The following is a 24,771-nucleotide window of genomic DNA, read 5'->3' as shown; positions in this document are numbered from 1 at the left end:
CGTAGGTGTCATCCGGTTCTTTTTTCGTTATGATGAGAGAAAGGAGTGGTACATATGAGAAAACCGAAAATCGGTGTCGTCGGCCTCGGCGGCATCGCCCAAAAAGCGTACTTGCCCATCTTGACGAACAGCACGTCGTTCGAACTTGTCGGCGCCTACTCTCCGACACAGACTAAACGGGATGAAATCTGTCGGGCTCATCGGATGGAATCGTTCATGGGACTCGATACGCTCGCCTCGTCTGTCGATGCGGCGTTCGTCCATAGTTCGACCGAGACGCATTACGAGGTCGTTTCCTACTTACTCGCACAAGGCGTCGACGTGTACGTCGACAAGCCGCTCGCCGCAACCGTCGAACAGGCGGAACGGCTCGTCGAAACGGCAGAGCGTACGAACCGCAAGCTGATGGTCGGCTTTAACCGTCGCTTCGCCCCGATGTATACTCAAGTGAAGGCAGCGGCCCCGTTCCACTCACTCGACTTCGTCAAGCACCGGGGAGACGGCTTGCGCGGACACGATTACCGGTTCACGTTACTCGACGATTACTTGCACGTCGTCGATACGCTCCGCTATTTTGCCGGAAGCGACTTACGGCTCGTGACGGGACAGATCGAGACGACCGCATCGAACGGACTCCATTTCGCACGTCACGTCTGGCAAGATGAAAACGGCCTGCATACGACGTCGATGCATCGCAAGGCGGGCGTCAATCACGAAGGACTCGTCGCCATCAAGGACGGACTTCGTTTGACGGTCGATGAAATGGTGACGCTCAATCGCTTCGAGCACGGCACGCATTCGACCGAGACGTTTGGTTCGTGGGATACGTTGCTCACGCAGCGCGGCTTCCAAGGAGCAATCGACCACTTCATCACGGCGCTGACCGACGACACTCCGATTTTGACGGACGGACGCGAGGCGTTGCTCACCCAACAACTGGTCACAGACTTGTTCGGCAGACGCTGAGAGGATGAGAATTCGCATGAATTTCTTGTTTTACATCATGATCATCGCCGTCAACGCCATCGTTGCGGACACGATCATCAAGACGCGCAAAGTCCGCATCGAGGAGCTTCGTCTCAAAGTCGAGCAAGAAAAGCTGGCAATCCAGCGGCTCGAACTCGAGATGAAGCGCGACCAGGACAAATTGGATGAACACGGATTTTAAAAAGACGGTCGGCCTTCATCGGGCCGACCGTTCGTGTTATAAAATGTTTCGTTCGTATGAAGCCGTCACGTCGAGGCGACGCTTTTGCCGCCGTTCGACGAGTGTCGACCAGGTGACGGCCGTGACGATACAGGCAGCGCCGATGAAAAAGTTGCGGTCGAGCTGTTCGCCGAGAACGAGCCAACCGAGATAACCTCCGACGAGCGGCTGAAAAAAGAAGAACAACGACCCGACGCTCGCATCCATCAGTTCGAGTCCTTTGTTCCAAAAGAAGAACGCCCCGGCCGTCGAGATGATGCCGACGTATAAAACGCTGAGCCAAAGGACGCTCGTCATGTCCGGAACGCCAGACTGCACGACTTCTAGCCCCATGAGCGGTGTCATCAAGACGAAGGCGATCCCAATCGCGAACGTCGTGATCGTCAGAGACGAGACCGTTTGCGAGGCGACTTTGACATACACGGACATGAGCGCCCAGGTGATGGCGGCACCGACCAAGACGATGCTGCCAAGCAAATACGTCCCATCGACGTGCCAGCCGACGACGATGATGACGCCGAGCGTCGCTAAGACGAGTGACCCAATTTTGACAGGTGTGAGCTGCTCTTTCAAAATCAACCGGGCGAACAACACCATGAACGCCGGCGTCGCTGCTGTCACGAGTGAACCGGTATGGGCATCGGACAGCTTCGTGCCGATGAATTGGAATGAGATCGAGGCGACGTAACCGATCACACCGACGCGCGCGATCCATTTCCAATCCTCGCGCCTCACTTGTTCACGACCGAACAACGACCATGCCGCGAACAAGACGATGAACGCGACGGCGTAGCGCATCCAGACGAGCGTGAACGGCTCGATGAACCCGAGCGCATACTTACTGACGACGTACATACCGCCCCAAATACTAGCGGCGAGCGCCAAACTGATGGCACCGAGCCATTCCTTGCGCATCTTCATCCCTCCTTTGATTCCTAACTAATACGACGTCCATCGAATGAACTCCTGTTTTTCAAGCGTTGTCGAAACCCAAGAAATCGCTTACACTAGTTGTATCGATGATCGAAAGGAGGGAGAAAGGTGAACTTTGTCGGACGTACGCACTGGTCAACTGAACATTTGTACATTTTGCGTGCGATTTTTCACGATGTTGCTTAACCATAGGACCCGTCTGTCCTGTTTTAGACATTGCTGAAAATACGACGAAGCGCCTCTCTTCCTTACCGAGCGCTTGTTTGCGCTCGGTTTTTTTGATAGGCCTCGACTTTAGGAGGAACTTACATGTTGATCGACATGCAACATATTCAAAAACAATTCGGTGGCCACGCCGTCCTGACTGATGCCAATCTTCACGTGAACGCAGGCGAACGGATCGGACTCGTCGGACGGAACGGCAGCGGCAAAACGACGTTGCTCCACTTGATCGTCGGCACCGAGACGCCGGACGATGGCACGATTTATCGAAAACAACGGCTCAACATCGGTTATTTGGCACAATTGCCCGACTATCCGGACAAGAGCGGGCGCGACGTGCTCTACACCGCGTTCGCCGAACTGATTCGGCTCGGCGAGGCGATGCATGCGCTCGAGGCAGAGATGGCGTCAAGCGATAAACTTGAACTGTTATTAGATGAGTACGGAGCGCTCCAAACCCGATACGAGCAGAGCGGCGGCTATGTGATCGACTCCAAAGTGAACGCTATGATCGACGGGCTCCGCCTCACGCGGTTTGTCGACCGCCCGTTCGACACGTTAAGCGGCGGCGAGCGGACGAAGATCGGGCTCGCTTTGGCACTGCTGCAAGAACCGGAACTGCTCATCCTCGATGAGCCGACGAACCACTTAGACTTAGAAGCGATGGCTTGGCTCGAGTCGTTCTTACGGGACAGCCCGTCGACGCTCCTGCTCGTCTCGCACGACCGGGTCTTCCTCGATGCCGTCGCCACACGAATCGTCGAATGCGAGGACGGTGAGTTGACGAGTTTTGACGGCAATTACAGCTCGTTCGTCGCTCAAAAAGAGAAGCTGTTGCTCGACCAATTCCATGCCTACACCGAGCAACAAAAGAAAATCAAGAAGGTGAAAGAGACGATCCGGCAGTTACGCCAATGGGCGAACGAGGGCAATCCCCCGAACGAAAAGTTCTACCGCCGCGCCAAATCGATGGAAAAGGCGCTCGCTCGGATCGAGACGATCAAAAAACCACGACTCGAGGCGATTCAGCCCGACATCACGTTCACCGCGAGCGGGCGAACCGGGCGTGATGTGTTTGAAGTGACAGACGCTTCTGTCACGTATGACCAGACCGTGTTCCAAAACGTCTCGTTCTACGCCGGTCACGGGGAGCGGATCGCCATCGTCGGACCGAATGGCAGTGGCAAGTCGACGCTCTTGAAGCTATTGCTCGGCAAGATCGAACCGACTTCCGGAGACGTTCGCCGGGCGGAACGGGCCCGAATCGGCTACTTGTCCCAGCACGTCCAGTTTGAAGACGGGCATCGATTAATCGAGGCGTTCCGAGACCGGATCGCCGTCGACGAGGGCAAGGCACGGCAGTTGCTCGCCCAGTTCTTGTTTTATGGAGCGAGCGTGTTCAAACCGGTCGGCAATTTGAGCGGCGGTGAAAAGATGCGGCTCATGCTCGCGGTCCTCATGCACGAGGACATGAACGTGCTCGTTCTCGACGAACCGACGAACCATCTCGACATCGAAGCGCGCGAGGCGCTCGAAGAAGCGCTCGACCGCTTCACCGGAACGCTCGTCGTCGTTTCCCATGACAGGTACTTCTTGAACAAACTGTTCCCGATCACGTATTGGCTCGATGGAACGATCAACCGTTTCCCGGGAAATGTCGCCTACGCGCTCGAAAAACGGGTTGAACCTCACATCGCCGAACCCGTCTCGCAACCGAAAGCCAAAATAGCCAAACCGCAACGGCCCGTCGATACCGCGGCCGACGAGGCACGATTGAACCAGCTCGAAGATGATCATCAGCGTCTACTCGCTCAAATGAACGACACGAACGACGTCGAGGAACTGATGAAGCTGCAACGACAAGCCGATGCGCTCCAAGCTGACATCGATACGCTGCTCAATCAGTTGCTTGAATCGATTTAACGACGAACGACGCCGTGTCAACGGCGTCGTTTTTGTTCGAACCAGGATTGGACTAAAAAGCCGGTCACACCGACCGCCATCAAAAAATACGGGACGACGCGCGGCACCGCGCTCGCCTCTCCGATTGACATGAGCAGCAGTCCGCTCACGAACGTGCCGAGCCAGTACAATTTCGGCATAGATTCACCCCTTCATTCATCACCTAAGAAAAAGCGCCACACGTGTGGCGCTTAACGGTGAGCATTTTCTAAAAAAGCGGACTTTCACCCGATCGAGAAACATCTCGATCGACCGTCCCAGCGGATTGGTCAAATACGTGCTAGAAAATCGACGCGATTCACGCAATGATTTCTGAGCGTACATTCGTCTAGAGGTCGATATAGCCTGGCACAGAAGCAAAAAATCGGTTCCGGATTGGCATGTTACCGACACTTCGACTGTGAAAAATGAAATCTGTCACGAACCTCGTCCTGCTCACCTCTGTTTCCAGAAAAATCGATACCTGTTGACGTCTGCTTCCCCAAAGCATCATGTTTGTCTGCCCCTTGCCGTTTTAACATACGCAAGGTGGACGACAGATCGGATATGAAGGACGGTCACACAGGTCGATTTTTCTGACATGCTGTCTCTCGTTTCACCGAGCCGGCCTCGGCCAAACAACGACTGAATCTTTGTTTCATTCGTTGCCCCCTTTCAGCTCAACACGTTGAATGAGGACTACATTAATACAATAGCCGTTCTGCCCAGCGACGAACCCTAGTTCACCATTTCTTCAAAATTTCGGCTCATACATAACGATCCAGCGCATACGCGACTCCATCCGCCTCGACGTCTTTCGTAATATGGGTACTGATGTCTTTTAGCGGATCGACCGCGTTGCCCATCGCAATTCTCGTCTCCGCCACCTCGAACATCGAGATATCATTCAAGTTGTCCCCGATCGCAACGATCTCTTCTTGCGGGATCTGATGATGCTCGGCGAGCTGCTTCAGCGCCATGCCTTTACTCGCCTTCGGATGTCCAATTTCAATCTTCGTCCATCCCGCCGTCGTGATCAAAATATCAGTCCGCGGCTCGTACAGCTTCCGTAGCTTATGCAGCTTACGACGATCGAACGAATAGATGAACACTTTGTACACTTCATCGGCTTCAAAATCAATCTCATCAATCGTATCGACGTACGTCAGGCCGAACTGTTCATTTTGAATCTCGATCTCCCGCTCGCCCCACTCTCGGGTGAACGACTGGTCGTGCGGCAACACCTCATCTAATTCGCCTTTTAACAAGTCGGTACCCGTGCGCAACACTTTGACACCGGCGTTCGTATAAAACTCGACGTACGTATCATGCTCATGCGCCACGTCCCATAACTCCTGAACGACTTGTTTCGGGAGGGCGTGATAGTAAATACGTTCATTTTCATAAAATGCGATCGCCCCGTTCCCGGAAAGGATCGGGCACGTCAACTCGCTCCGCTTCAAAATTTCCTCGATATCATGGATCGAGCGTCCTGACGAGATGGCGACCAAATCACCGCGCTCCTGGCGTCGCCGGATTGCTTGTTGGTTCGCTTCCGTGATGACACCGGTGCGCGACAATAACGTCCCGTCTAAGTCGATGGCAATCAATTTCATTTGATTCTCTCCTTTCAGCATGCTTATCTTCATTCTAATTCCCTGATTCGCTCAGTCTCAACTGTCAGATTGCACAGTTAATGAAAACTCCGGTTTCCTGATTTCAAAATTAGGGAATTTATTATTAGTTCCCAATAATATTTGTCCGTTCAGAAAGGAGCTTTTTATGAACATCTCACCTGAAAAACCACGTTTGAATCGTGTGTTTTACATCTCTACGAGCATCATTGCCCTGCTCGTCTTATTCGGCGCGATTCGCCCGACATTATTTGCTGACATCGCCGGCAGTATCTTCAACTTCACGACCCAGGCGTTCGGTTGGTTTTACTTACTCGCCGTCTTCTTTTTCGTCCTCTTCTTAATCTTCCTCGCTTTCAGCAAGTACGGAAAGATTCGTCTCGGGACAGACAGCGATCGCCCACAATACCCGTTCTTCACTTGGATCGGAATGTTATTTTCGGCCGGGTTCGGGGTCGGGCTTGTCTTTTGGGGCGTCGCTGAACCGATGAGTCACTTCATCACGCCCCCCTATGCGGATACGACTGAACTGACAGTCGAGGGAGCCCGACTCGCCATGGCCTATTCGTTCTTTCACTGGGGCGTCAGTCAATGGTCCGTCTTCGCCATCGTCGGATTGATCATCGCCTACTTCCAGTTTCGCCGGAACACAGATGGACGGATCTCGACAAGTCTATCCCCGCTCATCAAAGAACGGCCTTACAAACAACCGCTCAACCAAGCAATCGATATTTTTGCCGTCATCGCGACAGTCATGGGTGTCGCGACGTCGCTCGGGCTCGGCGTCCTGCAAATCAATGGCGGGCTGAATAGCGTCTTCGGGTTGCCGAACACGGCACTCGTCCAAGTCCTCATCATCGTCGTATTGACCGCCTTGTTCTTGACGTCGACGACGACCGGTCTCGATCGCGGGATCAAATGGCTCAGTAACATCAACCTCGGAACGGCACTCGTATTGATGGTGTTCGTCTTCTTCGCCGGTCCGACCATCTTCATCTTAGAGACGTTCACGCTCGGGCTTGGCGACTATTTGCAAAACTTTATCCGCTATAGCCTCCGTCTCCAACCGTATCAACAAGGGACGTGGGTACGGGACTGGACGATCTTCTACTGGGCATGGGCCATCGCCTGGTCGCCATTCGTCGGCGCGTTCGTCGCTCGTGTCTCACGAGGCCGTACGATTCGCGAATTCATCGTCGGTGTTCTCGTCGTACCACCGTTCATCGCGCTCATGTGGATCGCTGTGTTCGGCGGAACCGCCCTTCATCTCGACTTGTTTGAAGGGACATCGATCGCCCAGGCAGTTGATGCCGACGTCACGAGCGCCTTGTTCGTCACGTTTGCCGAACTGCCGTTCAGTTTCATCCTGTCTGTCTTGTCGATTTTATTGATTCTCACGTTCTTGATCACGTCGGCCGACTCGGCGACGTATATCATCAGCAGCATGACAACTAACGGAAGATTGAACCCGCCGCTTTCCGTCCGCATCGTCTGGGGCATCTTGCTCGGTGGCATCGCCGCTGTCCTGCTCATCGCGAGCGGACTCGAGGGGCTACAGACCGCTTCCTTGATCTCGGCCCTGCCGTTCACGATCATTCTAATCTTGATGGTGTACACGCTGTTCAGCTTGTTGCGTCAAGAGAACATCAAAAAAATCAAATGAGTTTGTCTGAGCCGCCGATTTCATGGCGGCTCTATTGCTGTCTCGATGCGTCGGTCCGTGTTGACACGTATGCGTCCGATTGCTACGCTTTTGTCAGCATGGCACGATAGTCAAAGGGGGAAATGGTATGGTTCAAGATTTCACACGCGGTTATGCGGAGACGCGAGACGCAAGCGACCCGCTCGCACGCTACCGGGGAGAGTTTTACTTGCCGCAGGACGGGATCTACATGGACGGGAATTCGCTCGGTCTGTTATCGAAACGAGCCGAGAAGACGTTGCTCGAATCGCTCAGCGACTGGAAAGAACTCGGAATCGACGGCTGGATGTCGGGGCGCCATCCGTGGTTCAATCTGTCAGAAGAGCTGGCCGCACTCAACGCGCCGCTCATCGGTGCGAGCGCCAATGAAGTCATGGTCACCGGATCGACGACCGTCAACTTGCATCAGCTCGCCGCCACGTTCTTTAAACCGGTCGGCAAACGGACGAAGATTCTCGCCGATGCGCTGACGTTCCCGTCGGACATTTACGCACTCCAAAGCCAACTCCTGCTACGCGATCTCGATCCGGCCGAACATCTCGTGCAAGTGCCGAGTCGTGACGGTCGTTATTTAAATGAGGATGACATCATCGCCGCCATGACTGACGACATCGCGCTCATCGTCTTGCCGACGGTGTTATACCGGAGCGGTCAGATTCTCGACATGGCCCGACTCGCCAAAGCCGCACACGAACGCGATATTTTGATCGGCTTTGATGCATGCCACTCGGTCGGCGCCATCCCGCACGCGTTTCACGATTGGGGCGTCGACTTCGCCTACTGGTGCAACTATAAGCATTTGAACGGCGGACCGGGAAGTGTCGGTGGGCTGTTCGTCCACGAGCGTCATTTCGGGACGACGCCAGGTCTTGCCGGTTGGTTCGGATCACGAAAAGACAAGCAGTTCGACATGGACCATACGATGACACCGGCTGAACATGCCGGTGCGTTCCAAATCGGGACACCGCACGTCATGAGCCTCGCGCCACAACTCGGCGCGCTCGAGATGTTCAATGAAGTCGGCATGGAAGCGATTCGTGAGAAGTCGCTCGCCTTAACGACGTATATGACCGAATTGATCGATGAACTGCTCGCACCGCACGGCTTTGTCATCGGCAGCCCGCGTGACAAAAAAAAGCGCGGTGCCCACTTGAGCCTCGAGCATCCGGAAGCGGCTCGTATCTGTAAAGCGCTCAAACAACACCGTGTCATTCCTGATTTCCGGGCGCCGAACATCATCCGCCTCGCACCGGTCGCGCTCTACAACACGTTCACCGACGTGTACGACGTCGTCATGATCTTGAAAAAAATAATGGACAACAAAGAATACGAGGCGTTCGAGAACGTCCGTGAAGTCGTGGCTTAAGGAGATTAACGATGAGTGAACGTATCGAACATAAAGTCGAGCAATCGATTCAAACTGACTTTTCAAAAGCCATGTCGTATGGCGACTATTTACAGCTCGACCCGATCTTATCGAGTCAACATCGCCTGTCGGACCACCACGACGAGATGCTGTTCATCATCATCCACCAGACGAGTGAGCTGTGGATGAAGTTGATCTTGCATGAGTTGACGGCGGCCGTGACAGCCATCGAAACGGGTGAGCTCGAACGCTCGTTCAAAATGCTCGCCCGCGTCTCGAAAATCCAACAACAGCTCATCCAATCATGGAGCGTCCTCGCGACGCTCACGCCGGCCGAATACTTAGAGTTCCGTGACGAGCTCGGCTCGTCATCTGGTTTCCAATCGTACCAGAACCGCCAGATTGAATTCGCGCTCGGCTTTAAAAACGCACGGACGCTCAGTGTCTATGCCCATGACGAGGCACTGTATCCGCTCCTCGAGGCGTCACTGAACGCACCGAGCATCTATGACGTGACCGTCCATGAGATGCACCGCCGCGGACTGCATATCGACGCGGACGTGCTCAACCGGGACGTGACGCAAGACTGGGAGTGGAACGAGAGCGTCGAGAACGCTTGGGCCGCCGTGTACCGGGACGTCAACACGTATTGGGACTTGTACGAACTTGGAGAGAAGTTGCTCGACATCGGCAACCAACAACAGATGTGGCGCTTCAACCATATGAGCACGGTCGAACGGATCATCGGTCAAAAAATGGGCACGGGTGGATCGTCCGGCGTGAACTACTTACGCCGCGTCCTCGACCACCGTTTCTTCCCTGAACTATGGACCGTCCGGACAAAATTGTGAGGAGACATGACGATGACACCATGGATTGACGTATCACAGCCGCTCGAAGACTCGATCACGACATGGCCGGGCGATACCCCGTTCAACTACGAGATCGCTTGGCCGATGGCGGACAGCGGCTCCGTCAACGTCGGCAAAGTGACGATGAGTCTACATACAGGCACACATATTGACGCCCCGTTCCATTTCGACGATGCCGGCAAGCGGGTGATCGACCTCGACCCCGGGCTCTACATCGGACCGGTCCGGGTCATTCATTTGCCCGGGCGACAAAAGATTGAAGCAAGTGATTTGGACGGATTCGACTTGACCGGTGTCGAGCGCCTCATCCTGAAGACGGACGGATGGCCGAACAAAGCTGAATTTCCAAGCCAGATCCCGGAACTGACGCCATCCCTCGCCGAGCGGTTGGGACAGCTCGGTATTTATTTGATCGGTCTCGACCTGCCATCGGTCGACGCCATCGACAGTAAAGACATGGACGCCCACCACGCGCTCGCGCGGAACGGCGTCCACATCCTCGAAGGGCTCGTCCTCGATGCGATCGCGCCCGGGGATTACGAATTGAACGCCGTCCCGCTACCGATTGTGGAAGGCGATGGTAGTCCGGTGCGCGCGCTCCTACGTTCGCTCGACTGATCGACAGGCACCTCTTCGCGTGAAGGGGTGCCTTTAGTCTTCTTGCATGACCTCGCTCGAGCTCTTGCGGTGGTCGAACCGCTTGGATATTTGAATTTTGTACGCCAAATTTTCATCGTAGTCTTTCGAGAATATGCCGGCGTATAAGAGGTCGAGCAGACAGTGAATCGAGTCGTTCGAAGTGAAGCTTCCGATTTTGGAGTAGAGCCGCTCGCGCGTCGTCAAACGGAGCGTGCAATCTGCCTGATTTGAAATCGCATTCTCGCCGAGGCTCGTCAAGGCGAGCACCGGCACCCGGCGGCTCTTCAAATAAGGAATGAGGCCGACCGTATAATCACTCTCCCCTGTATACGAGATCAGGAGCGCGCACGTCCCTTCATCTGAGTTCGCTGCCTCGAACTCGGCGTCCACCTCACATAGTGTGACTTGCTTGCCAATGCGATTCATTTTGGACTTGAAGTCGTGGCAGAGCAGCAAGTTATGAATGATTGAAAAGACTTTAATATGCCGGGCCTCATGTAACATCGTCACGGCTTGTTCGAACGCCTCATGGTCGAGAAGCGACAACGTGTCTTCAATCGTCATCTGCTTCAGCGCCGCCACCTTATTCGCTACCGTCATCAATCCGTCTTCGGCTACAAACGGATAGTTGGCGTCAATCGTCGAGAAGTGACGGTTCAAATAGTCGATCTCCTCTAAAAAAACAGTCTTCAAATCGACCCAACCCGAGAACTCGAGCTTTTCGGCGATTCGACTTAGTATCGATGGGTGCGTGTACGTCGCCTCAGCAATCTGTTTCATCGTTTGGGTGGAGATGTGTTCCCGCTGTTCAAATAAATAATCGATGACGCCTCGTTCCGACGGTGAGAACAAATCTTGTTTCAGCTTTTCGGTCAACAACATATCTGGTCTCCTCTCGTGAATGAAATTCACAAAAATAATTCTTTTTTTGTTTTGTTTTGTAAACGCTTTCGGAGTTGTCTGTAAATCTATTGTGTTCATTTCTCTATATTCTATACTGAAATGGACAAGAGGAAATACATCAAGCAGTCAATTCCATTTACACACCGCTCAATTTTTTGTGAACTATATGAGGAGGAGATTGAAATGACAACCGGAATCAAACTCGTCACGATCGGTGGCGGCAGCAGCTACACGCCAGAATTGATGGAAGGGTTCATCAAGCGTTACGAGGAGTTGCCGATTCGCGAGATTTGGCTCGTCGATATCGAGGCCGGCAAAGAGAAACTAGACATTGTCGGGCAGATGGCACAGCGGATGTGGGACGCGTCGCCATATGACGTCCAAGTGCATTTGACGCTCGACCGCCGGGAAGCGTTACAAGACGCCGACTTCGTGACGACGCAGTTCCGTGTCGGCTTGCTCGACGCTCGGATCAAAGACGAACGGATTCCGCTCTCCTACGGCATGGTCGGGCAAGAGACGAATGGGGCCGGCGGCATCTTGAAGGCGTTCCGGACGATTCCTGTCATTCTCGACATCGTCGAAGATATGAAACAGCTCTGTCCAAACGCCTGGCTCATCAACTTCACGAATCCGAGCGGCATGGTGACAGACGCCATCATCCGATACGGGAACTGGGACAAAGTCATCGGACTTTGCAACGTCCCGGTCAATGCGATGATGGCCGAACCGGAACTGATCGGCAAGAAACCGGGAGACTTGATTTACTCTTTCGCCGGATTGAATCACTTCCACTGGCACCGCGTGCATGACGTGACCGGTCGTGATGTGACGCGCGACATTATCGACAAGATGTATGATGCGGATGCCGGGATTCCGGCCAATATTCACGATATGCCGTTCTTTAAAGAACAGTTGCATCAGATGAATATGATCCCGTGCGGCTACCATCGCTACTATTATCGCGCCGAAGAGATGCTCGCCCATATGCTCGGAGAGTACCGAGATCCGGCTGTCGGGACACGGGCCGAACAAGTGAAACAGACGGAAGCCGAGCTGTTCGAACTGTATAAAGATCCGCACCTCGACCATAAGCCGGAGCAACTGTCGAAGCGGGGCGGCGCCCATTATTCGGACGCGGCGTGCGAGACGATCGCCTCGATCTATGCGAATAAAAACACGCACATCGTCGTCTCGACGAAAAACAACGGGGCCGTCCCTGACCTTGCTCCGGACGACGTCGTCGAAGTGTCCGCCTATATCGGTGCTAACGGCGCGAAACCGATCGCGTTCGGCTCACTCGCACCAGCCGAAAAAGGGTGGCTCCAAGTCATGAAAAACATGGAGCTGTGCGTCGAAGAAGCAGCTGTGACTGGGAATTACGGACTTGCTCTTCAAGCGTTTATCATCAATCCGCTCATCCCGAGCGGCGAGACCGCGAAACGGGTGCTTGATGAACTACTCATCGCCCATAAAGCTCACCTGCCTCAGTTCGCTGACAAAATCGCCGAACTCGAAGCGAGCGGTGTCACGATCAGAGACGAAGTCGTTCAAGCGCTCCGTCCAATCGAGCACGCATAAAAAACAGCCGGCGCATCTAAGATACGCCGGCTGTTCTCATTATTTGATCAACTCGAGGTCGACCGGAATATTTTCTTCCACGGTCTCACCTTTCAAGTAGTTGACGGCTGCTTCGACACCGAGTTTTCCGATCTCTGTCGGTTTTTGTGCCACCGTTGCGGCCATCGTTCCGTCTTCGACAGCTTTGACCGCGTCATCCGTCGCATCGAAACCGATGACTTTGACGTCGCTCAATCCGGCGCTGCTCAATGCTTGGACTGCACCGAGCGCCATTTCGTCATTGTGCGCGAACACCGCGACGATATCTTTATTGTCTTGGAGAATGTTTTCCATGACCGTTAAGCCTTGGGCCCGGTCAAAGTTTGCCGATTGCTTGGCCACGACGTCGAGTTTTCCATCGATTGCCTCGTTGAAGCCTTGACCGCGATCGCGTGTTGCCGATGCTCCTGGAATACCTTCTAATTCAACAACTTTCCCGCCTTCCCCGACAAGTTCAACCATGTACTCACCAGCGAGCTTCCCGCCGGCGACGTTGTCTGACGCGACGTGGGCGACGACTTCTCCCGATTCTGCGTTCCGGTCGACCGTGATGACAGGGATACCGGCATCGTTCGCGCTTTGAACAGCGGCTCCGACTGCTTCGGAATCTGTCGGGTTAATCAAAATCAAGTCCATGCCTTTTTGAATCATATCTTCGACGTCACTCACTTGTTTCGCCGCATCGTTTTGTGCGTCCGCCACAGTGAGTGTCGCATCGAGTTGCTTCGCCTCTTCTTCAGCTCCATCTTTCAAGGCGACGAAGAACGGATTGTTCAATGTAGAGATGGAGAGTCCGATCTTAAAGTCCCCATCTTTTGGTTCTTGTTCCGAACTTGTTCCCGGTTGTTCCGTCGAACAAGCCGCCATCATGACCATTGTCAGTACGAGTAGCCAAGCTGTCCATTTTTTCATCTTCTGTTTCCCCTTTCGATGATTACGCGTTTTGTTTGCGATCAAGTAGCACCGCGAATAAGATGACGGCCCCTTTGACGACGAGTTGGAAGAACGACGAGACGCCGAGAAGATTCAAGCCGTTATTCAACGTGCCGATAATTAGAGCGCCAATCAATGTTCCGACAATCCATCCGCGACCGCCCGCAAGACTCGTTCCCCCGAGAACAACAGCCGCAATCGCATCAAGCTCGTATGAAGTACCTGCCGTCGGCTGAGCCGAATTGAGACGTGACGTTAAAATGATTCCTGCTAACGCTGCCAACATGCCTGACAACGAGTAAATCATCACTTTGACTTTGTTGACGCCAATCCCCATCAGTTTAGAGGCTTCCTCATTACCGCCAATCGCGTACGTATGGCGGCCGAACGTCGTTTTTTTCAAGATGAAGTAGAGTATGCCGAACGCGATCAACATCGTGACCGCCGGCACCGGAATGATCCATAAGTAGCCGCGCCCTAACATTTCAAACCAAGTCGAGTCTCCTAAACCTGTGATTGGCCGGCCATCCGTGTATACGAGCGTCAGCCCTCGGTAGATGGTCATCGTCGCCAGCGTCGCAATGAACGGCGCGACTTTCCCGTATGTGATGACGGCTCCGTTAAACGCACCGAGCACGGCACCCGCAATCAATCCGAGCGCGATCGCCATGACAGCGTGTTGGCCGTCGACCATCATCCCGGCGACAAACGCCGAAGAGAGGGCGAGAATCGACCCGACTGATAAATCAATTCCTCCGGTCAAAATGACGAACGTCATCCCGAACGCAATCAAGGCGTTGATGGAAACTTGCCGCAAGACGTTAAAGATGTTGTTCAACGAGAGAAATCCTGGTTCGAGAGCCGTCACCACAACGATGATGGCAAGTAATCCGAACAGTGGACCGAGTTTTTGCCCCCATCCGAGCTTTTGTGGTCGCTGCAGCGCAGCCGTTGCTTTCAATTCCATATCATTGTCCTCCTGTCGCATATGTCATGACTTTTTCTTGCGTCGCCTCGTCTTTTGCTAACGTCCCTGTGACGACGCCTTCTCGCATGACGACGATCCGATCACTCATCCCGAGCACCTCGGGTAAATCCGAAGATACCATGATGATTGCGACACCTGCCTCTGCCAGTTCGCTCATAATCGTGTAAATTTCTTTTTTCGCCCCGACATCGACTCCTCGTGTCGGTTCGTCAAGGATTAACACATCTGGTTCGACACCAAGCCACTTGCCTAGAACGACTTTTTGTTGATTCCCGCCAGAAAGCGACTTCACTTTTTGTTCCATCGAATGATGTTTGACACGCAGCTTCTTCAAATAACCGTCCGCGAAGCGCTCCTCGTCTTGTCTCGAGATGATTGTGCCTTTCGCCCGTTTATCGAGCGTTGGTAGCGACAAGTTTTCTCGTAACGAGAAGTCGAGGAGCAACCCTTCGCCTTTTCGGTCCTCTGTCAAAAAAGCGATACCGTGACGAATCGCATCAGCCGGCCGTTTGATTCTTATTTCTTTTCCATTCAGTTTGACGACACCGCCTTTTGTTCGATCGGCGCCGAACAAGGCGCGCATCACCTCGGTCCGACCGGCTCCCATCAATCCTGAGAAACCGACGATTTCACCCGCCCGTACATTGAACGAGACGTTGTGGAACCGGTTACCTATCAAACCATCAACTGCGAGGACGACGTCGCCAATCGTGGCGGTCCGGTCCGGATAACGTTCCCCGATCTCGCGTCCGACCATCTCTTTGACGATTTCTTCAAATGACGTCTCGGCGATTGGATGGGTCCCGATCGACACCCCATCCCGGAGAACGGTGATGCGGTCACACAGTTCAAAAATCTCTTCCATCCGATGGGAAATATAAATGATGGACACGCCTTGGTCACACAGTGCACGCGAAACCGAGAACAACGCCCGAATCTCACGGTCGGTCAAGGCGGCCGTCGGTTCGTCCATAACGATGACTTTCGCGTCTGTCATGAGTGCTTTCGCGATTTCAATCATCTGTTGTTGACCGACGGATAAGTTTTTAGCGAGCTCATCGACTTCCATGAATACGTTCAGCTCGGCCAAATATTCCCGGGCGCGGCGCTTCATCTCTTGTTGCTTGATGACACCGAACGGACCGGTCAACTCCCGACCGAGGAACAAGTTTTCCATCACCGTCAATTCCGGCAAAATATTCAACTCTTGATGGATGAAGGCGATGCCGGCTCGTTCTGCTTCTTTCGGATGTTTGAACTGCCGCACGGCACCATCGATTTGGACATCCCCTTCGTCTTGCGCGTGAAGACCGGTCATCACTTTCATGAGCGTCGATTTCCCGGCCCCGTTCTCACCCATCAACGCGTGAATTTCACCAGGTAACAGTTCAAAGTCCACACCTCTCAATACACTCACCGGACCGAATGACTTATGGATGCGTTTCAACTGGATGTGCATCGAACCCCTCCTTAAAATAAAACGCCGGCGTGTAAAATGACGTTCGCATACGGTGTCGCTTCACCTGTACGAATGACGACTTTCGCCTGCTCGACTTCGCGCTTGAACGCTTCATGCGAGCACGTCTTGACCGTTTCGAATCGTTCAGTCAACGCTTTAGCAATCGGCTCGTTCTCGGTGAACACTTCGTCCGCCACCGTAATCTGTTCGATGACCATGTCAGCCTCAACCGCATTCAACACATCAAGAAATGACGGCTCGCCGAGACGGAGCGCTAAATCGACCCGTTTTACTCCTTTCGGGATCGGCAGTCCGCAATCGGCGATGACGACTGTATCCGTATGTCCCAGGTCAGCAAAGACTTTTGCCAAATGACTATTGAGAATCCCATGTTTTTTCATCACACTCGCTCCAATCGTCTCATCACGTCGGCTCGGTTCGGCATCCCGCCTTGAGCCCCGAACCCTTCCACGCTCATGCCCGAAGCTACGACGGCAAAACGCGCGGCTTCTTCTAAATTGTTTCCTTCCACGAGGGAAACTGCGAGAGCGCCATTGAATGTATCTCCCGCTCCGGTCGTATCGACGACATTCGCCCGGATGGCTGGGATATGTTGAATCGTCTTCCCGTCGAAGAAACGAACACCTCTTACTCCTTCTGTCACAATCAATTTGTTTGGGTAACGGCGCAATACGTCTTCAATCGGCAAGTCGCCGAATAGATCGCGGCATTCGTGCTCGTTCGGCGTCACGTAAGTCACCTTTTCAAGTAACTCACTCGTGAGCGCTTGAGACGGCGCCGGATTTAACAGGACTGGAATATTTCGCTGATGACAGTACGTACTCACTTGTTCGACGGTTTCAATCGGAATTTCTAGTTGCAACAAGACAAGCGTCTGATCATCAAGCAGTTGCTCCAACTCCACGTCGGTGAAGCGTACATGCTTGTTCGCGGATTGAACGACGACGATTGAGTTATCGCCGTCTGCTAATACGATATGCGCCGTCCCTGTCACTTCTTCGCCAATCGTTCGCAAATGACGCGTCCCAACCTGGTTCTGTTCAAAGTTTTGACGGATTATATTCCCAAATTCATCGGATCCGATACAACCGACCATCTCGACCTGACCACCTAGTCGAGCGGCAGCCACTGCTTGGTTGGCGCCTTTTCCACCGGGTACCGTCTGAAATGTATTCCCGATGACAGTCTCTCCAGCCTGCGGACGTTTATTTGTCGTGACAACCAAATCCATAGATACACTCCCGATGACAACAATTCGGTTCATGCGTCATGCCCCTTTCGTTTCGTCGTCTGTCGCTCTGTCAGTGTGACAGGCAATAAAATTTCTTTTGTAGCGGTCTCTTTCTTTTCAATCAAATCAAGAAGCCGCTCGGTCGCTCGTCGCCCCATCTCATAGATCGGTTGAGCAATCGTCGTGAGTGGCGGAGACGTCATCTCACCTAATTCGATGCCATCATACCCGATGACTTGTAAGTCTTCAGGCACCCGGACGTTGCGACGCACCGCTTCCTGCAAGACTGCGGCGGCGATGACGTCATTGGCGGCAAACACGCCGTCGAACGGCCAATACTCGTCAAATAATGTTTGTGCCGCTGTGAGTGCCTCTTTGAATGCGAAACTAGAATGTGTCATCCCGACGAGCCGGTCACCCGCCACGTCGAGAAAACCATCTGTCCGTCGCCTTACCGTTAGGAGGTGCTTAGGCCCAGCGATATGAGCAAGCTTTGTTGCCCCACAGCTCAACAGCGTCTCCGCTGCGAGGCGTCCACCTTCATACCCGTTCGAGATGACTGCATCAATCCCCGGCTTGACGATACGATCTAACGCCACCATCGGTAGTTCTAACTTTTCATAGTTCGGGTTATCCGAATGGTTCGTCGTAATAATCAGTCCATCGACATGCATCGTCTGAAGAGCGACCAAATACGTCTGCTCTTTTGAAAGTTGCTCATCTGTGTTGCAAAGTACGACCTGATAGCCATGCTGGTTGGCCACGTCTTCAATCGCTCGGGCCAACTGTGGAAAGAACGGATTTGTAATGTCCGGCATGATCAAGCCGATCAAGCCCGATGTCTTTTTAAATAATGAACGCGCGACTCGGTTCGGGGCATAGTCAAGTTCGGCGATGGCCCGCTCGACGGCTTCCCGCGCTTCTGCACTTACGTATCCGTTATTGTTCATGACACGGGACACGGTCGCGACAGAAACGTTCGCTCGTTTGGCCACTTGTTTGATTGTCGCCATCTCGCCCCTCCTTCTTTGGTAACGCTTACAAAACAAGCATAATGTGTAACCGGTTACATATCAACTATTTTTTAAGAAATTTAAAAACTTCGATTTTTCCTAGCTAATAATTAACAATAGAGGCGCGTCTATCCACCAGGGACGACGCGCCTCTACTCGAAATCTTTTGACGTTTTTCTGCTCCCTTAGTTAAGAGATGAGCGGTTGTCATAATCATCACGCGTGATGACATAGACTAAACTTCGAACGGTCCGTCCGTCCAACCGAGTCAGCTCTTGCGTCGTCGTGAACGCATACGTGAAACCGCACTTCTCGACGACACGACGCGACCGGTCATTGAAGTCAAAATAACCGCACCAGATCAGTTCTAAACCAAGGTCGACAAATCCGTGACGAAGCAGCTCACGCACCGCTTCCGGGACGTAGCCTCTCCCCCAATGATCCGGACTGAGCACGTAGCCGATTTCACGCTGGTTGTCGTGTTGGATATCCGGGTCCGGGCGTCGGTCGTGCAAACCGATGCTGCCGATCAGTTCGCCGGTCGCTTTCAACGTGATCGCCCAGACGTCTTGATCTTGCTGGAACATACGGATGACGTCCCGCGTCTCGTCGACGGACTCGTGCGGGGCCCAGCCCGCCATCGGTCCGACCCACTTATTCTTCGCATAGCGATGCATCGCTTCGGCGTCATCGAGCTGAAACGCTCTGAGCCGTAGCCGTTCTGTGTCTAATAGAATCATGTCAGCTACTCCTTCGCTCGTTTCCCTCGCCTCCGTTCCGGGAACAACGGAACAGAGGAGGGATGACGATGCCGTTTGATTATGATCTTGATTTTGAGACGATCGATTTCCGAAAACACCCCGAGCTCTATCGCGTCGGACGCGGTGAACAAGGTGTGTTGCTCGTCGAACCTTACAAGAGTGAGATTTTGCCGCACTGGCGCTTTAAGACACCGGACATCGCCCGCCAATCTGCCGATGAGATCATGGAGCTGTTTGAAGCATATCGGGCAAACGATGATTTCGTCGGCATGGACATGGCGCGGAAATTCATCCAGATGGGCCATACCCGGGCCCGTCGTTACGCGAACTATAAAGGCGGCCGCAAGTATAAAGACGACGGCGCTATTCACGATCGCCAAATCGACGAAGAGAAAGCCGAATCGGCACGCATCTTTAAAGTGCAGTGGGACGAGATTCGGGCTGACGAGGACTACTTGAAACGTAAGAAGGCTCATCAGAAACAGTACGGTTGATCATTTGACCATGACAATAAAGCGGGTCGTCCCTTTTTCAAACGAAGCGACTTGTTGAAAGCCGAGCTGTCCATACAAATAGATGGCTCGTCGATTGAACACAGCCACGGTCAATCGGAGTGGTCTGCCTTCTCGCTCGGCTTCTCGCATCACTGTCTCGACGAACGCTCGACCACGTCCTTGTCCGGTCCGCGCCGGATGCATCCCGAGCCCGATATCAACGTACGTCCCGCTATAGTCATACGTCGCGTTCGGGACTTGGGCGTATGTGCCGAGGCAGAAAAAGCCATATAGCCCTTGATTATGGACCGCGCAATACGTCATCAGCTCGTTGATGCCTTCGGCCGAAGCTACTTGGTTATAAAAATCATATGGCGGCTCATACGTCCACGCTTGGATCGCATGGGCGTCTTTTTCTGTCATAGGACGAATTTCCATTTGCGCCTCCTGTCTCACGTCTTACTCCTGTTCGTGTCCTACACGAAAAATCCCTGTCGCTCCATACAAAAAAGGATGGGTTGCCCCCATCCTCTCGTTATTTACGGGTCCATGTCGCCGTGATGTCGACGTCGGCCGCATGCATCAAGTTATGGATCGGACACCGGGCCTCGACACCTTTTTGCAGCGCCTCAATCCGTTCATCCGACTCGGTCGTGTCAAGCACGATGTTGACGTGCACGTTCTCGAAATAAGTCCGGACCCCTTCGACGCCTTGGAAGCCGCGCGGGTCGAGCGTCCCTTCCGTCGCGAACGTCACACCTTCATAGTTAAAGTCCTGGTCTTGCGCGACATAGGCAATCGTGATCGTCGTACACGATGATAGCGCCCCGAGTAAATATTCGAGCGGATTCGGTCCGGCATCGGTCCCGCCGAGGCGTTCCGGCTCATCAACGATAAACGGTTCCAGGTCGCGCACGTGCACCGTCGTCTTCACGCTCGTCGCTTCGCCCTCGGCCCGCATCGTCACTAATGGTTTTTCTGACATCCCATCTCCTCCTTTGAAATCACATCTCTACTATCGTTCCCGTTATGTCGGACCGTTTGACACTCCCACGGCTAAAGCCGCAAGCTCACCCCTTCGGTATGAGTGGGATTCTGAAGTGCCCGTGCGGACGCAGTCCATTTCTGTTTTGTCCAAGCCTTCAGATGAGGGTGTGCCATCACCCCTCCTAAGACAGACCCTATAGGTTCTCAGGCTGGCCGACTGTCACCATCGACCACAGGTGCGTATCGGATGTTCATCGCACCGACTAGATCTCTGTGTTTTTTGAATCCACACGGACAGGCGTACGTCCGGTCTTTCGCTTTGCTTCGTTCGCCACAAGAAGGACAGGTTTGAGAGGTGTAGGCCGGATTGACATATTCGACCTTGATCCCTTCGAGCTTTGCCTTGTACTCGATGAACAATGCCAAGCGATAGAACGACCAGGTGTGCAGGTTCTTGTTGTGTTTACGGCTTGTTCTTGCCGTCTGTCGGATGTTCGCCAGTTTTTCTAGGCGGATGACAGAAATATGATTCTCTTTCGCGAAGCCGACGATCTCACGACTGACCTTGTGATCTTTGTCTTTCATCCAGCGCTGCTCTTTGTTGTTCAGTTTCTTGATCGCATTCAGTTTCTTCTTTTGACCGAGCTCTTTCCGTTTCGCACGGAACTTGCGTTTCATGTACTTGTTCTCGCGCCCGTTCCCGAAGAATCGCACCTTGTCACAACTTGTGGACGCGACGGCGGGGACTTTCAGGCCGAGGTCCACCCCGAGCACGTTGGTGCCCCCCTTCTCCGTCGTGGGGACCGTGACGGCGATCTGGGCGATCCACTTGTTCGATTTCTTCGTGATGCGGAGCGTCCCGAGCTTGTGCGCGAGGAGCGTGGCGTGGCGGTTGTCCGGTTCGACTATCTCGGCGCGGATCGCCGTCTTTTTGACCTTGCCGTCGATTATGATGGGGAAGGAGATCGACTCGAAGTCGAACGAGTAGTTCTGGTTGTTCCAGGTGCAGTACGGTTTCTTGAGGACAGGGACGACCTGGAAGCCCTTCTTCTTCGCCCTCCTGAACACGCTCTTCGCGTCCTGGATGGCCTGGTTCTTGACGGCGCTGGGCAGGTCGGAACTCACGTTTTTGCTCGTCAGTTTTAGGCTTTCTCGAGCCTGCACCATGTCCGAGACGAGCTGGTTTGTCGTGCGGATATAGGTGTCCATCATCCGCTCTAAGATCGACTGTTGCGCTTTTGTCGGATGAAGTTTGATGTTCACGGTCAATGCCTGTGACACGGTGTCACCCCCTTGTCTTTTGTTCCTCGACATAACGTTTGATGGTCTCACTGGAGACGTTTCCCGCCGTCGAGACGAAGAAAAATCTCGTCCAGAGGCTCGTGAGATGTGTGAGATGCGGAAACTCCTCCCTTAGCCGCTTCGACGAGACGCCTTTGATGCGCGCCATGATGTCAGACGGGCTGAGGGATGGCAACGCCGACAAGAATAGATGCGTGTGGTCCCGATCACACGCGATGGCGATGAGTCGAATGTCGAGCTCTTCGCAGACATCACGGACGATCTCTTTGAATCGTCGCTCGAACAAATCGTCATCAAATAGTTTTCGGCGATACCTCGGGCAGAACACGAAATGATAACGGATCATCGACACGGTGGTTTTGGTTCTTCTGTAGTTGTTCATACGTTTATGGTATCACTTTGTTTGTTTTAGTGATACATTTTCTTGGAATAAGATTCTGCTTGTAGATTTCTGAAGTTCCGACTAGCGGGACCCCGAAATCAAGCTCACGTTCATCCCACCACTAAAGGAGTGGGCTTTCTCGTTCGCAAATTCTGTAACGCGTCATCGCAAATCGCATAGTCGTTTTTCCTTGCTACTTGATTTGGTACATCGCTCGGTCACATCACCGCGAAAAAGCGAGCGGATTCGAATCCGCTCGCTCGCATGGTTTATATCGTTTCTTCGATTGCAGTGTCACCTTTGACCAAGTCGATGGCTTTGTTTGCCGCTTCTTGTCGACCGATGACATGGGCCAAGAACGCTGCGACATCCGCCCGCGGAATCTCACCCGTCGTCACGTTGTCGACGTTCACTTTGCCTGTACCGGCATCGTCTGTGAGCGCGCCTGGACGGACGATCGTATAATCGAGTCCACTCTGTTCGAGCAAACGGTCCGCATGATGTTTCGCCACGTAGTATGGCTTCATCGAATCAGGCCATGCCGAGCGGTCTTCCGCTTTCAAGGCACTGAGCATCACGAAGTGCTTGATGTTACCGTTCGCTTGGGCCGCCTCGACGCTTTTGGCTGCACCGTCTAGGTCGATAAGTAACGTTTTGTCGGCTCCCGTGCTGCCGCCCGAACCGGCCGCAAACACGACTGCGTCCATGCCGCTCATCGCTTGCTTCAACGTCTCGACATCACCTTCTAAGTCTCCGAGAACCGCCTGATAGCCGTTCGCTTTGAACTCGTCTAGCTGCTCTTGTTTCCGTACCATCGCGGTGACTTCGTGCTTCCCATCCTGCTTCAATCGTTCTACGAGTTGCTTTCCAATCTGTCCATTCGCTCCAATTACAAATACGTTCATCTGTCTTCCTCCTCAAATAAAATTCAGAGACAAGCGAAACGCCGTGTGGCCATGGCCACGTCCGGTGCAGAAGCAATGGCCGAGATGACAGCTACGCCGTCAGCCCCGTCACGCCGAATCGCTTCGACGTGTTCAGGCATGATTCCACCGATCCCCACGATTGGCAAATGCTGAAACCGGGCTCGCACTTGCCGAATGGGCACCGTTCCGTTCACTTCGGCCGCGTCTTGTTTCGACACAGTCGGATGAATCGGCCCAATTCCGACATAATCGGCATATCTCGAAGCCGTTGCGGCTTGCTCGAGCGAGTGGACCGAGACACCGAGACACTTCTTTGAACCGATTCGCCGACGAACGACTTCGGCTATCGCATCTTCTTGTCCGACATGAACTCCGTCCGCATCGAGTTTGATTGCCAGCTCGACGTCATCGTTGACGATGAACGGGACACGGTACTGTCGACAAAGTGGATGCAACGTTCGTGCCATCGCTTCTTTTTTATCCCCATACAGTGGCTCTTTACCTTTTTCGCGAAATTGAAAACATGTCACGCCGCATTGAAGCGCCGTTTCGACCGTCTGAACGAGGTCAAACGTATCTGCCGTGCCGCAGATGAAGTAGAGCTTTAATCGCTCAACGATAGGCGATGGATTCAATGGAAACCACCTCCTTCGGGTGCTTGTTGTACGCCCAATGATTTGTCAGTCCATGCCCGCTGCCGATCTGTAATCCGTGGGCGATGGCAATATGGATGAACTGTTTTTCCGTTAGTGCCGCTTCCATAACCGTCCGTCCGTTCGCGTGCTCCGCTGTTAGCGATCATGACCGGATCGAGCTGGCGTGCGTCAAAAAACGGCTCGCAAGTTCCATCTTCGGGGCAAGAGTCACCCCTTTAGCCTGAACTTTCGAAAATTGATTCAAGTAGTACGAGTCTTGCATCACGTAATGCCGAAACTTCGCCTCGTCGAGCGTCCCGTCTCCGAGCGCGCGGACGAACGGATGGTGGAAACTCGCCTCAAACAAGGCGTCGGCCTCTTGGCGGATATGTGCGGTAAACGTCATCGTATTCTCCTCCTTTGCATAAAAAAGACGCCGCCTCCCATAACGGAAGCGGCGTCGGCCATACACAAAGAGTGTGAGACAGGACGTTTCGCCCACTTCCCTCCGCTAGCGTGAACTAGATCAGGTTCAAAGGGTCTGGACCTCGTCCATCTCAGCCGCGTCAAGCGACTCCCCTAGTGGCAAACATTATGAAA

The 24,771-nt window shown here is 53.4% G+C and carries 28 protein-coding genes and 1 riboswitch; of the genes, 9 read left to right on the top strand and 19 right to left on the bottom strand.

What is annotated here, in order from left to right; all coding sequences use genetic code 11:
* Window positions 1-54 precede the first annotated feature (54 nt).
* Both EVJ26_RS04870 and EVJ26_RS04865 read left to right on the top strand, forming a co-directional pair.
* Window positions 55-966, top strand: a complete 912-nt coding sequence (locus EVJ26_RS04870) for a Gfo/Idh/MocA family protein (protein WP_131457554.1) — start codon at window positions 55-57, stop codon at window positions 964-966.
* Window positions 967-982: 16 nt separating this feature from the next.
* A complete protein-coding gene (locus EVJ26_RS04865; RefSeq protein ID WP_131457556.1) occupies window positions 983-1,168 on the top strand; it encodes a hypothetical protein in 186 nt (61 codons plus the stop codon).
* A gap of 36 nt (window positions 1,169-1,204) precedes the next feature.
* Here EVJ26_RS04865 and EVJ26_RS04860 read toward each other — a convergent pair whose 3' ends face one another.
* The gene (locus EVJ26_RS04860; protein WP_131469938.1) at window positions 1,205-2,122 is read right to left on the bottom strand and encodes a DMT family transporter; all 918 of its coding nucleotides are present in this window, start codon (window positions 2,120-2,122) and stop codon (window positions 1,205-1,207) included.
* A gap of 327 nt (window positions 2,123-2,449) precedes the next feature.
* Between EVJ26_RS04860 and abc-f the strand changes: the two genes are divergently transcribed.
* Complete coding sequence (gene abc-f, locus EVJ26_RS04855; protein WP_131469936.1) at window positions 2,450-4,285, top strand: ribosomal protection-like ABC-F family protein; 1,836 nt, start codon at window positions 2,450-2,452, stop codon at window positions 4,283-4,285.
* Window positions 4,286-4,302: 17 nt separating this feature from the next.
* Here the strand turns inward: abc-f and EVJ26_RS14455 are convergent, their stop codons facing one another.
* Both EVJ26_RS14455 and EVJ26_RS04850 read right to left on the bottom strand, forming a co-directional pair.
* Complete coding sequence (locus tag EVJ26_RS14455) at window positions 4,303-4,464, bottom strand: hypothetical protein (protein WP_167615757.1); 162 nt, start codon at window positions 4,462-4,464, stop codon at window positions 4,303-4,305.
* A gap of 606 nt (window positions 4,465-5,070) precedes the next feature.
* The gene (locus EVJ26_RS04850) at window positions 5,071-5,919 is read right to left on the bottom strand and encodes an HAD family hydrolase (protein WP_131439428.1); all 849 of its coding nucleotides are present in this window, start codon (window positions 5,917-5,919) and stop codon (window positions 5,071-5,073) included.
* Between the two features lie 166 nt (window positions 5,920-6,085).
* Between EVJ26_RS04850 and EVJ26_RS04845 the strand changes: the two genes are divergently transcribed.
* From EVJ26_RS04845 to kynB, 4 genes are all read left to right on the top strand, one after another.
* A complete protein-coding gene (locus EVJ26_RS04845; protein ID WP_131469935.1) occupies window positions 6,086-7,600 on the top strand; it encodes a BCCT family transporter in 1,515 nt (504 codons plus the stop codon).
* Between the two features lie 127 nt (window positions 7,601-7,727).
* Window positions 7,728-9,005 (top strand): kynureninase, encoded by a 1,278-nt coding sequence (gene kynU / locus EVJ26_RS04840; protein ID WP_131469933.1) that lies wholly within the window; start codon window positions 7,728-7,730, stop codon window positions 9,003-9,005.
* A gap of 11 nt (window positions 9,006-9,016) precedes the next feature.
* Window positions 9,017-9,856, top strand: a complete 840-nt coding sequence (kynA, locus tag EVJ26_RS04835; protein ID WP_131457562.1) for a tryptophan 2,3-dioxygenase — start codon at window positions 9,017-9,019, stop codon at window positions 9,854-9,856.
* Window positions 9,857-9,868: 12 nt separating this feature from the next.
* A complete protein-coding gene (kynB, locus tag EVJ26_RS04830) occupies window positions 9,869-10,495 on the top strand; it encodes an arylformamidase (protein ID WP_131457563.1) in 627 nt (208 codons plus the stop codon).
* 33 nt (window positions 10,496-10,528) lie between these two features.
* Here kynB and EVJ26_RS04825 read toward each other — a convergent pair whose 3' ends face one another.
* On the bottom strand, window positions 10,529-11,398 hold the full coding sequence (locus EVJ26_RS04825; RefSeq protein ID WP_131468383.1) for a MurR/RpiR family transcriptional regulator: 870 nt from the start codon (window positions 11,396-11,398) through the stop codon (window positions 10,529-10,531).
* Window positions 11,399-11,602: 204 nt separating this feature from the next.
* On the opposite strand from EVJ26_RS04825, the gene EVJ26_RS04820 reads away from it, so the two are divergent.
* Entirely contained in the window at window positions 11,603-13,000 is a 1,398-nt protein-coding gene (locus EVJ26_RS04820) for a 6-phospho-beta-glucosidase (protein WP_131468385.1), read from the top strand.
* A 39-nt stretch (window positions 13,001-13,039) separates the two neighbouring features.
* Here EVJ26_RS04820 and rbsB read toward each other — a convergent pair whose 3' ends face one another.
* The 7 genes from rbsB to EVJ26_RS04785 form a co-directional block, all read right to left on the bottom strand.
* Window positions 13,040-13,951: a ribose ABC transporter substrate-binding protein RbsB gene (rbsB, locus tag EVJ26_RS04815; protein ID WP_070329453.1), complete on the bottom strand. Its 912-nt coding sequence runs from the start codon at window positions 13,949-13,951 to the stop codon at window positions 13,040-13,042.
* Window positions 13,952-13,973: 22 nt separating this feature from the next.
* Complete coding sequence (locus tag EVJ26_RS04810; protein WP_131468387.1) at window positions 13,974-14,939, bottom strand: ABC transporter permease subunit; 966 nt, start codon at window positions 14,937-14,939, stop codon at window positions 13,974-13,976.
* 1 nt (window position 14,940) lies between these two features.
* Entirely contained in the window at window positions 14,941-16,419 is a 1,479-nt protein-coding gene (locus EVJ26_RS04805; RefSeq protein WP_131457567.1) for a sugar ABC transporter ATP-binding protein, read from the bottom strand.
* 11 nt (window positions 16,420-16,430) lie between these two features.
* On the bottom strand, window positions 16,431-16,820 hold the full coding sequence (rbsD, locus tag EVJ26_RS04800) for a D-ribose pyranase (RefSeq protein WP_070329456.1): 390 nt from the start codon (window positions 16,818-16,820) through the stop codon (window positions 16,431-16,433).
* Window positions 16,820-17,704, bottom strand: a complete 885-nt coding sequence (gene rbsK / locus EVJ26_RS04795; RefSeq protein ID WP_131457568.1) for a ribokinase — start codon at window positions 17,702-17,704, stop codon at window positions 16,820-16,822. Before rbsK ends, rbsD begins: the two co-directional genes overlap by 1 nt.
* The gene (locus tag EVJ26_RS04790; RefSeq protein WP_131457569.1) at window positions 17,701-18,684 is read right to left on the bottom strand and encodes a LacI family DNA-binding transcriptional regulator; all 984 of its coding nucleotides are present in this window, start codon (window positions 18,682-18,684) and stop codon (window positions 17,701-17,703) included. Before EVJ26_RS04790 ends, rbsK begins: the two co-directional genes overlap by 4 nt.
* 185 nt (window positions 18,685-18,869) lie before the next feature.
* The gene (locus tag EVJ26_RS04785) at window positions 18,870-19,424 is read right to left on the bottom strand and encodes a GNAT family N-acetyltransferase (protein ID WP_131469931.1); all 555 of its coding nucleotides are present in this window, start codon (window positions 19,422-19,424) and stop codon (window positions 18,870-18,872) included.
* 68 nt (window positions 19,425-19,492) lie between these two features.
* On the opposite strand from EVJ26_RS04785, the gene EVJ26_RS04780 reads away from it, so the two are divergent.
* A complete protein-coding gene (locus EVJ26_RS04780; protein WP_131469929.1) occupies window positions 19,493-19,939 on the top strand; it encodes a DUF4385 domain-containing protein in 447 nt (148 codons plus the stop codon).
* Here EVJ26_RS04780 and EVJ26_RS04775 read toward each other — a convergent pair whose 3' ends face one another.
* From EVJ26_RS04775 to EVJ26_RS04740, 8 genes are all read right to left on the bottom strand, one after another.
* Window positions 19,940-20,377 carry a GNAT family N-acetyltransferase gene (locus EVJ26_RS04775; RefSeq protein ID WP_131457572.1) on the bottom strand — a complete coding sequence of 146 codons (438 nt, stop codon included), beginning with the start codon at window positions 20,375-20,377 and terminating at the stop codon, window positions 19,940-19,942.
* Window positions 20,378-20,474: 97 nt separating this feature from the next.
* Window positions 20,475-20,924: an OsmC family protein gene (locus tag EVJ26_RS04770; RefSeq protein ID WP_131457573.1), complete on the bottom strand. Its 450-nt coding sequence runs from the start codon at window positions 20,922-20,924 to the stop codon at window positions 20,475-20,477.
* Window positions 20,925-21,130: 206 nt separating this feature from the next.
* Window positions 21,131-22,207, bottom strand: a complete 1,077-nt coding sequence (locus tag EVJ26_RS04765) for an RNA-guided endonuclease InsQ/TnpB family protein (protein WP_131469927.1) — start codon at window positions 22,205-22,207, stop codon at window positions 21,131-21,133.
* A 4-nt stretch (window positions 22,208-22,211) separates the two neighbouring features.
* Window positions 22,212-22,610, bottom strand: coding sequence for an IS200/IS605 family transposase (gene tnpA, locus EVJ26_RS04760; protein WP_131469925.1), 399 nt, complete (start codon window positions 22,608-22,610; stop codon window positions 22,212-22,214).
* Between the two features lie 269 nt (window positions 22,611-22,879).
* On the bottom strand, window positions 22,880-23,515 hold the full coding sequence (locus EVJ26_RS04755) for an SDR family oxidoreductase (protein WP_131457576.1): 636 nt from the start codon (window positions 23,513-23,515) through the stop codon (window positions 22,880-22,882).
* 23 nt (window positions 23,516-23,538) lie between these two features.
* Complete coding sequence (gene thiE, locus EVJ26_RS04750; protein WP_131469923.1) at window positions 23,539-24,171, bottom strand: thiamine phosphate synthase; 633 nt, start codon at window positions 24,169-24,171, stop codon at window positions 23,539-23,541.
* A complete protein-coding gene (locus tag EVJ26_RS04745) occupies window positions 24,149-24,298 on the bottom strand; it encodes a hypothetical protein (RefSeq protein WP_201738332.1) in 150 nt (49 codons plus the stop codon). Before EVJ26_RS04745 ends, thiE begins: the two co-directional genes overlap by 23 nt.
* A gap of 36 nt (window positions 24,299-24,334) precedes the next feature.
* Window positions 24,335-24,577 carry a thiaminase II/PqqC family protein gene (locus EVJ26_RS04740; protein ID WP_370454200.1) on the bottom strand — a complete coding sequence of 81 codons (243 nt, stop codon included), beginning with the start codon at window positions 24,575-24,577 and terminating at the stop codon, window positions 24,335-24,337.
* A gap of 80 nt (window positions 24,578-24,657) precedes the next feature.
* A riboswitch (TPP riboswitch) is annotated at window positions 24,658-24,762 on the bottom strand.
* Window positions 24,763-24,771 lie beyond the last annotated feature (9 nt).

It is taken from the genome of Exiguobacterium sp. SH3S1, from assembly GCF_004337105.1.
GTDB classification, from domain to species: domain Bacteria; phylum Bacillota; class Bacilli; order Exiguobacteriales; family Exiguobacteriaceae; genus Exiguobacterium; species Exiguobacterium aurantiacum_A.
The sequence above is the reverse complement of the archived record's forward strand: the minus strand, read 5'-3'. Positions and strand labels throughout refer to the sequence as shown.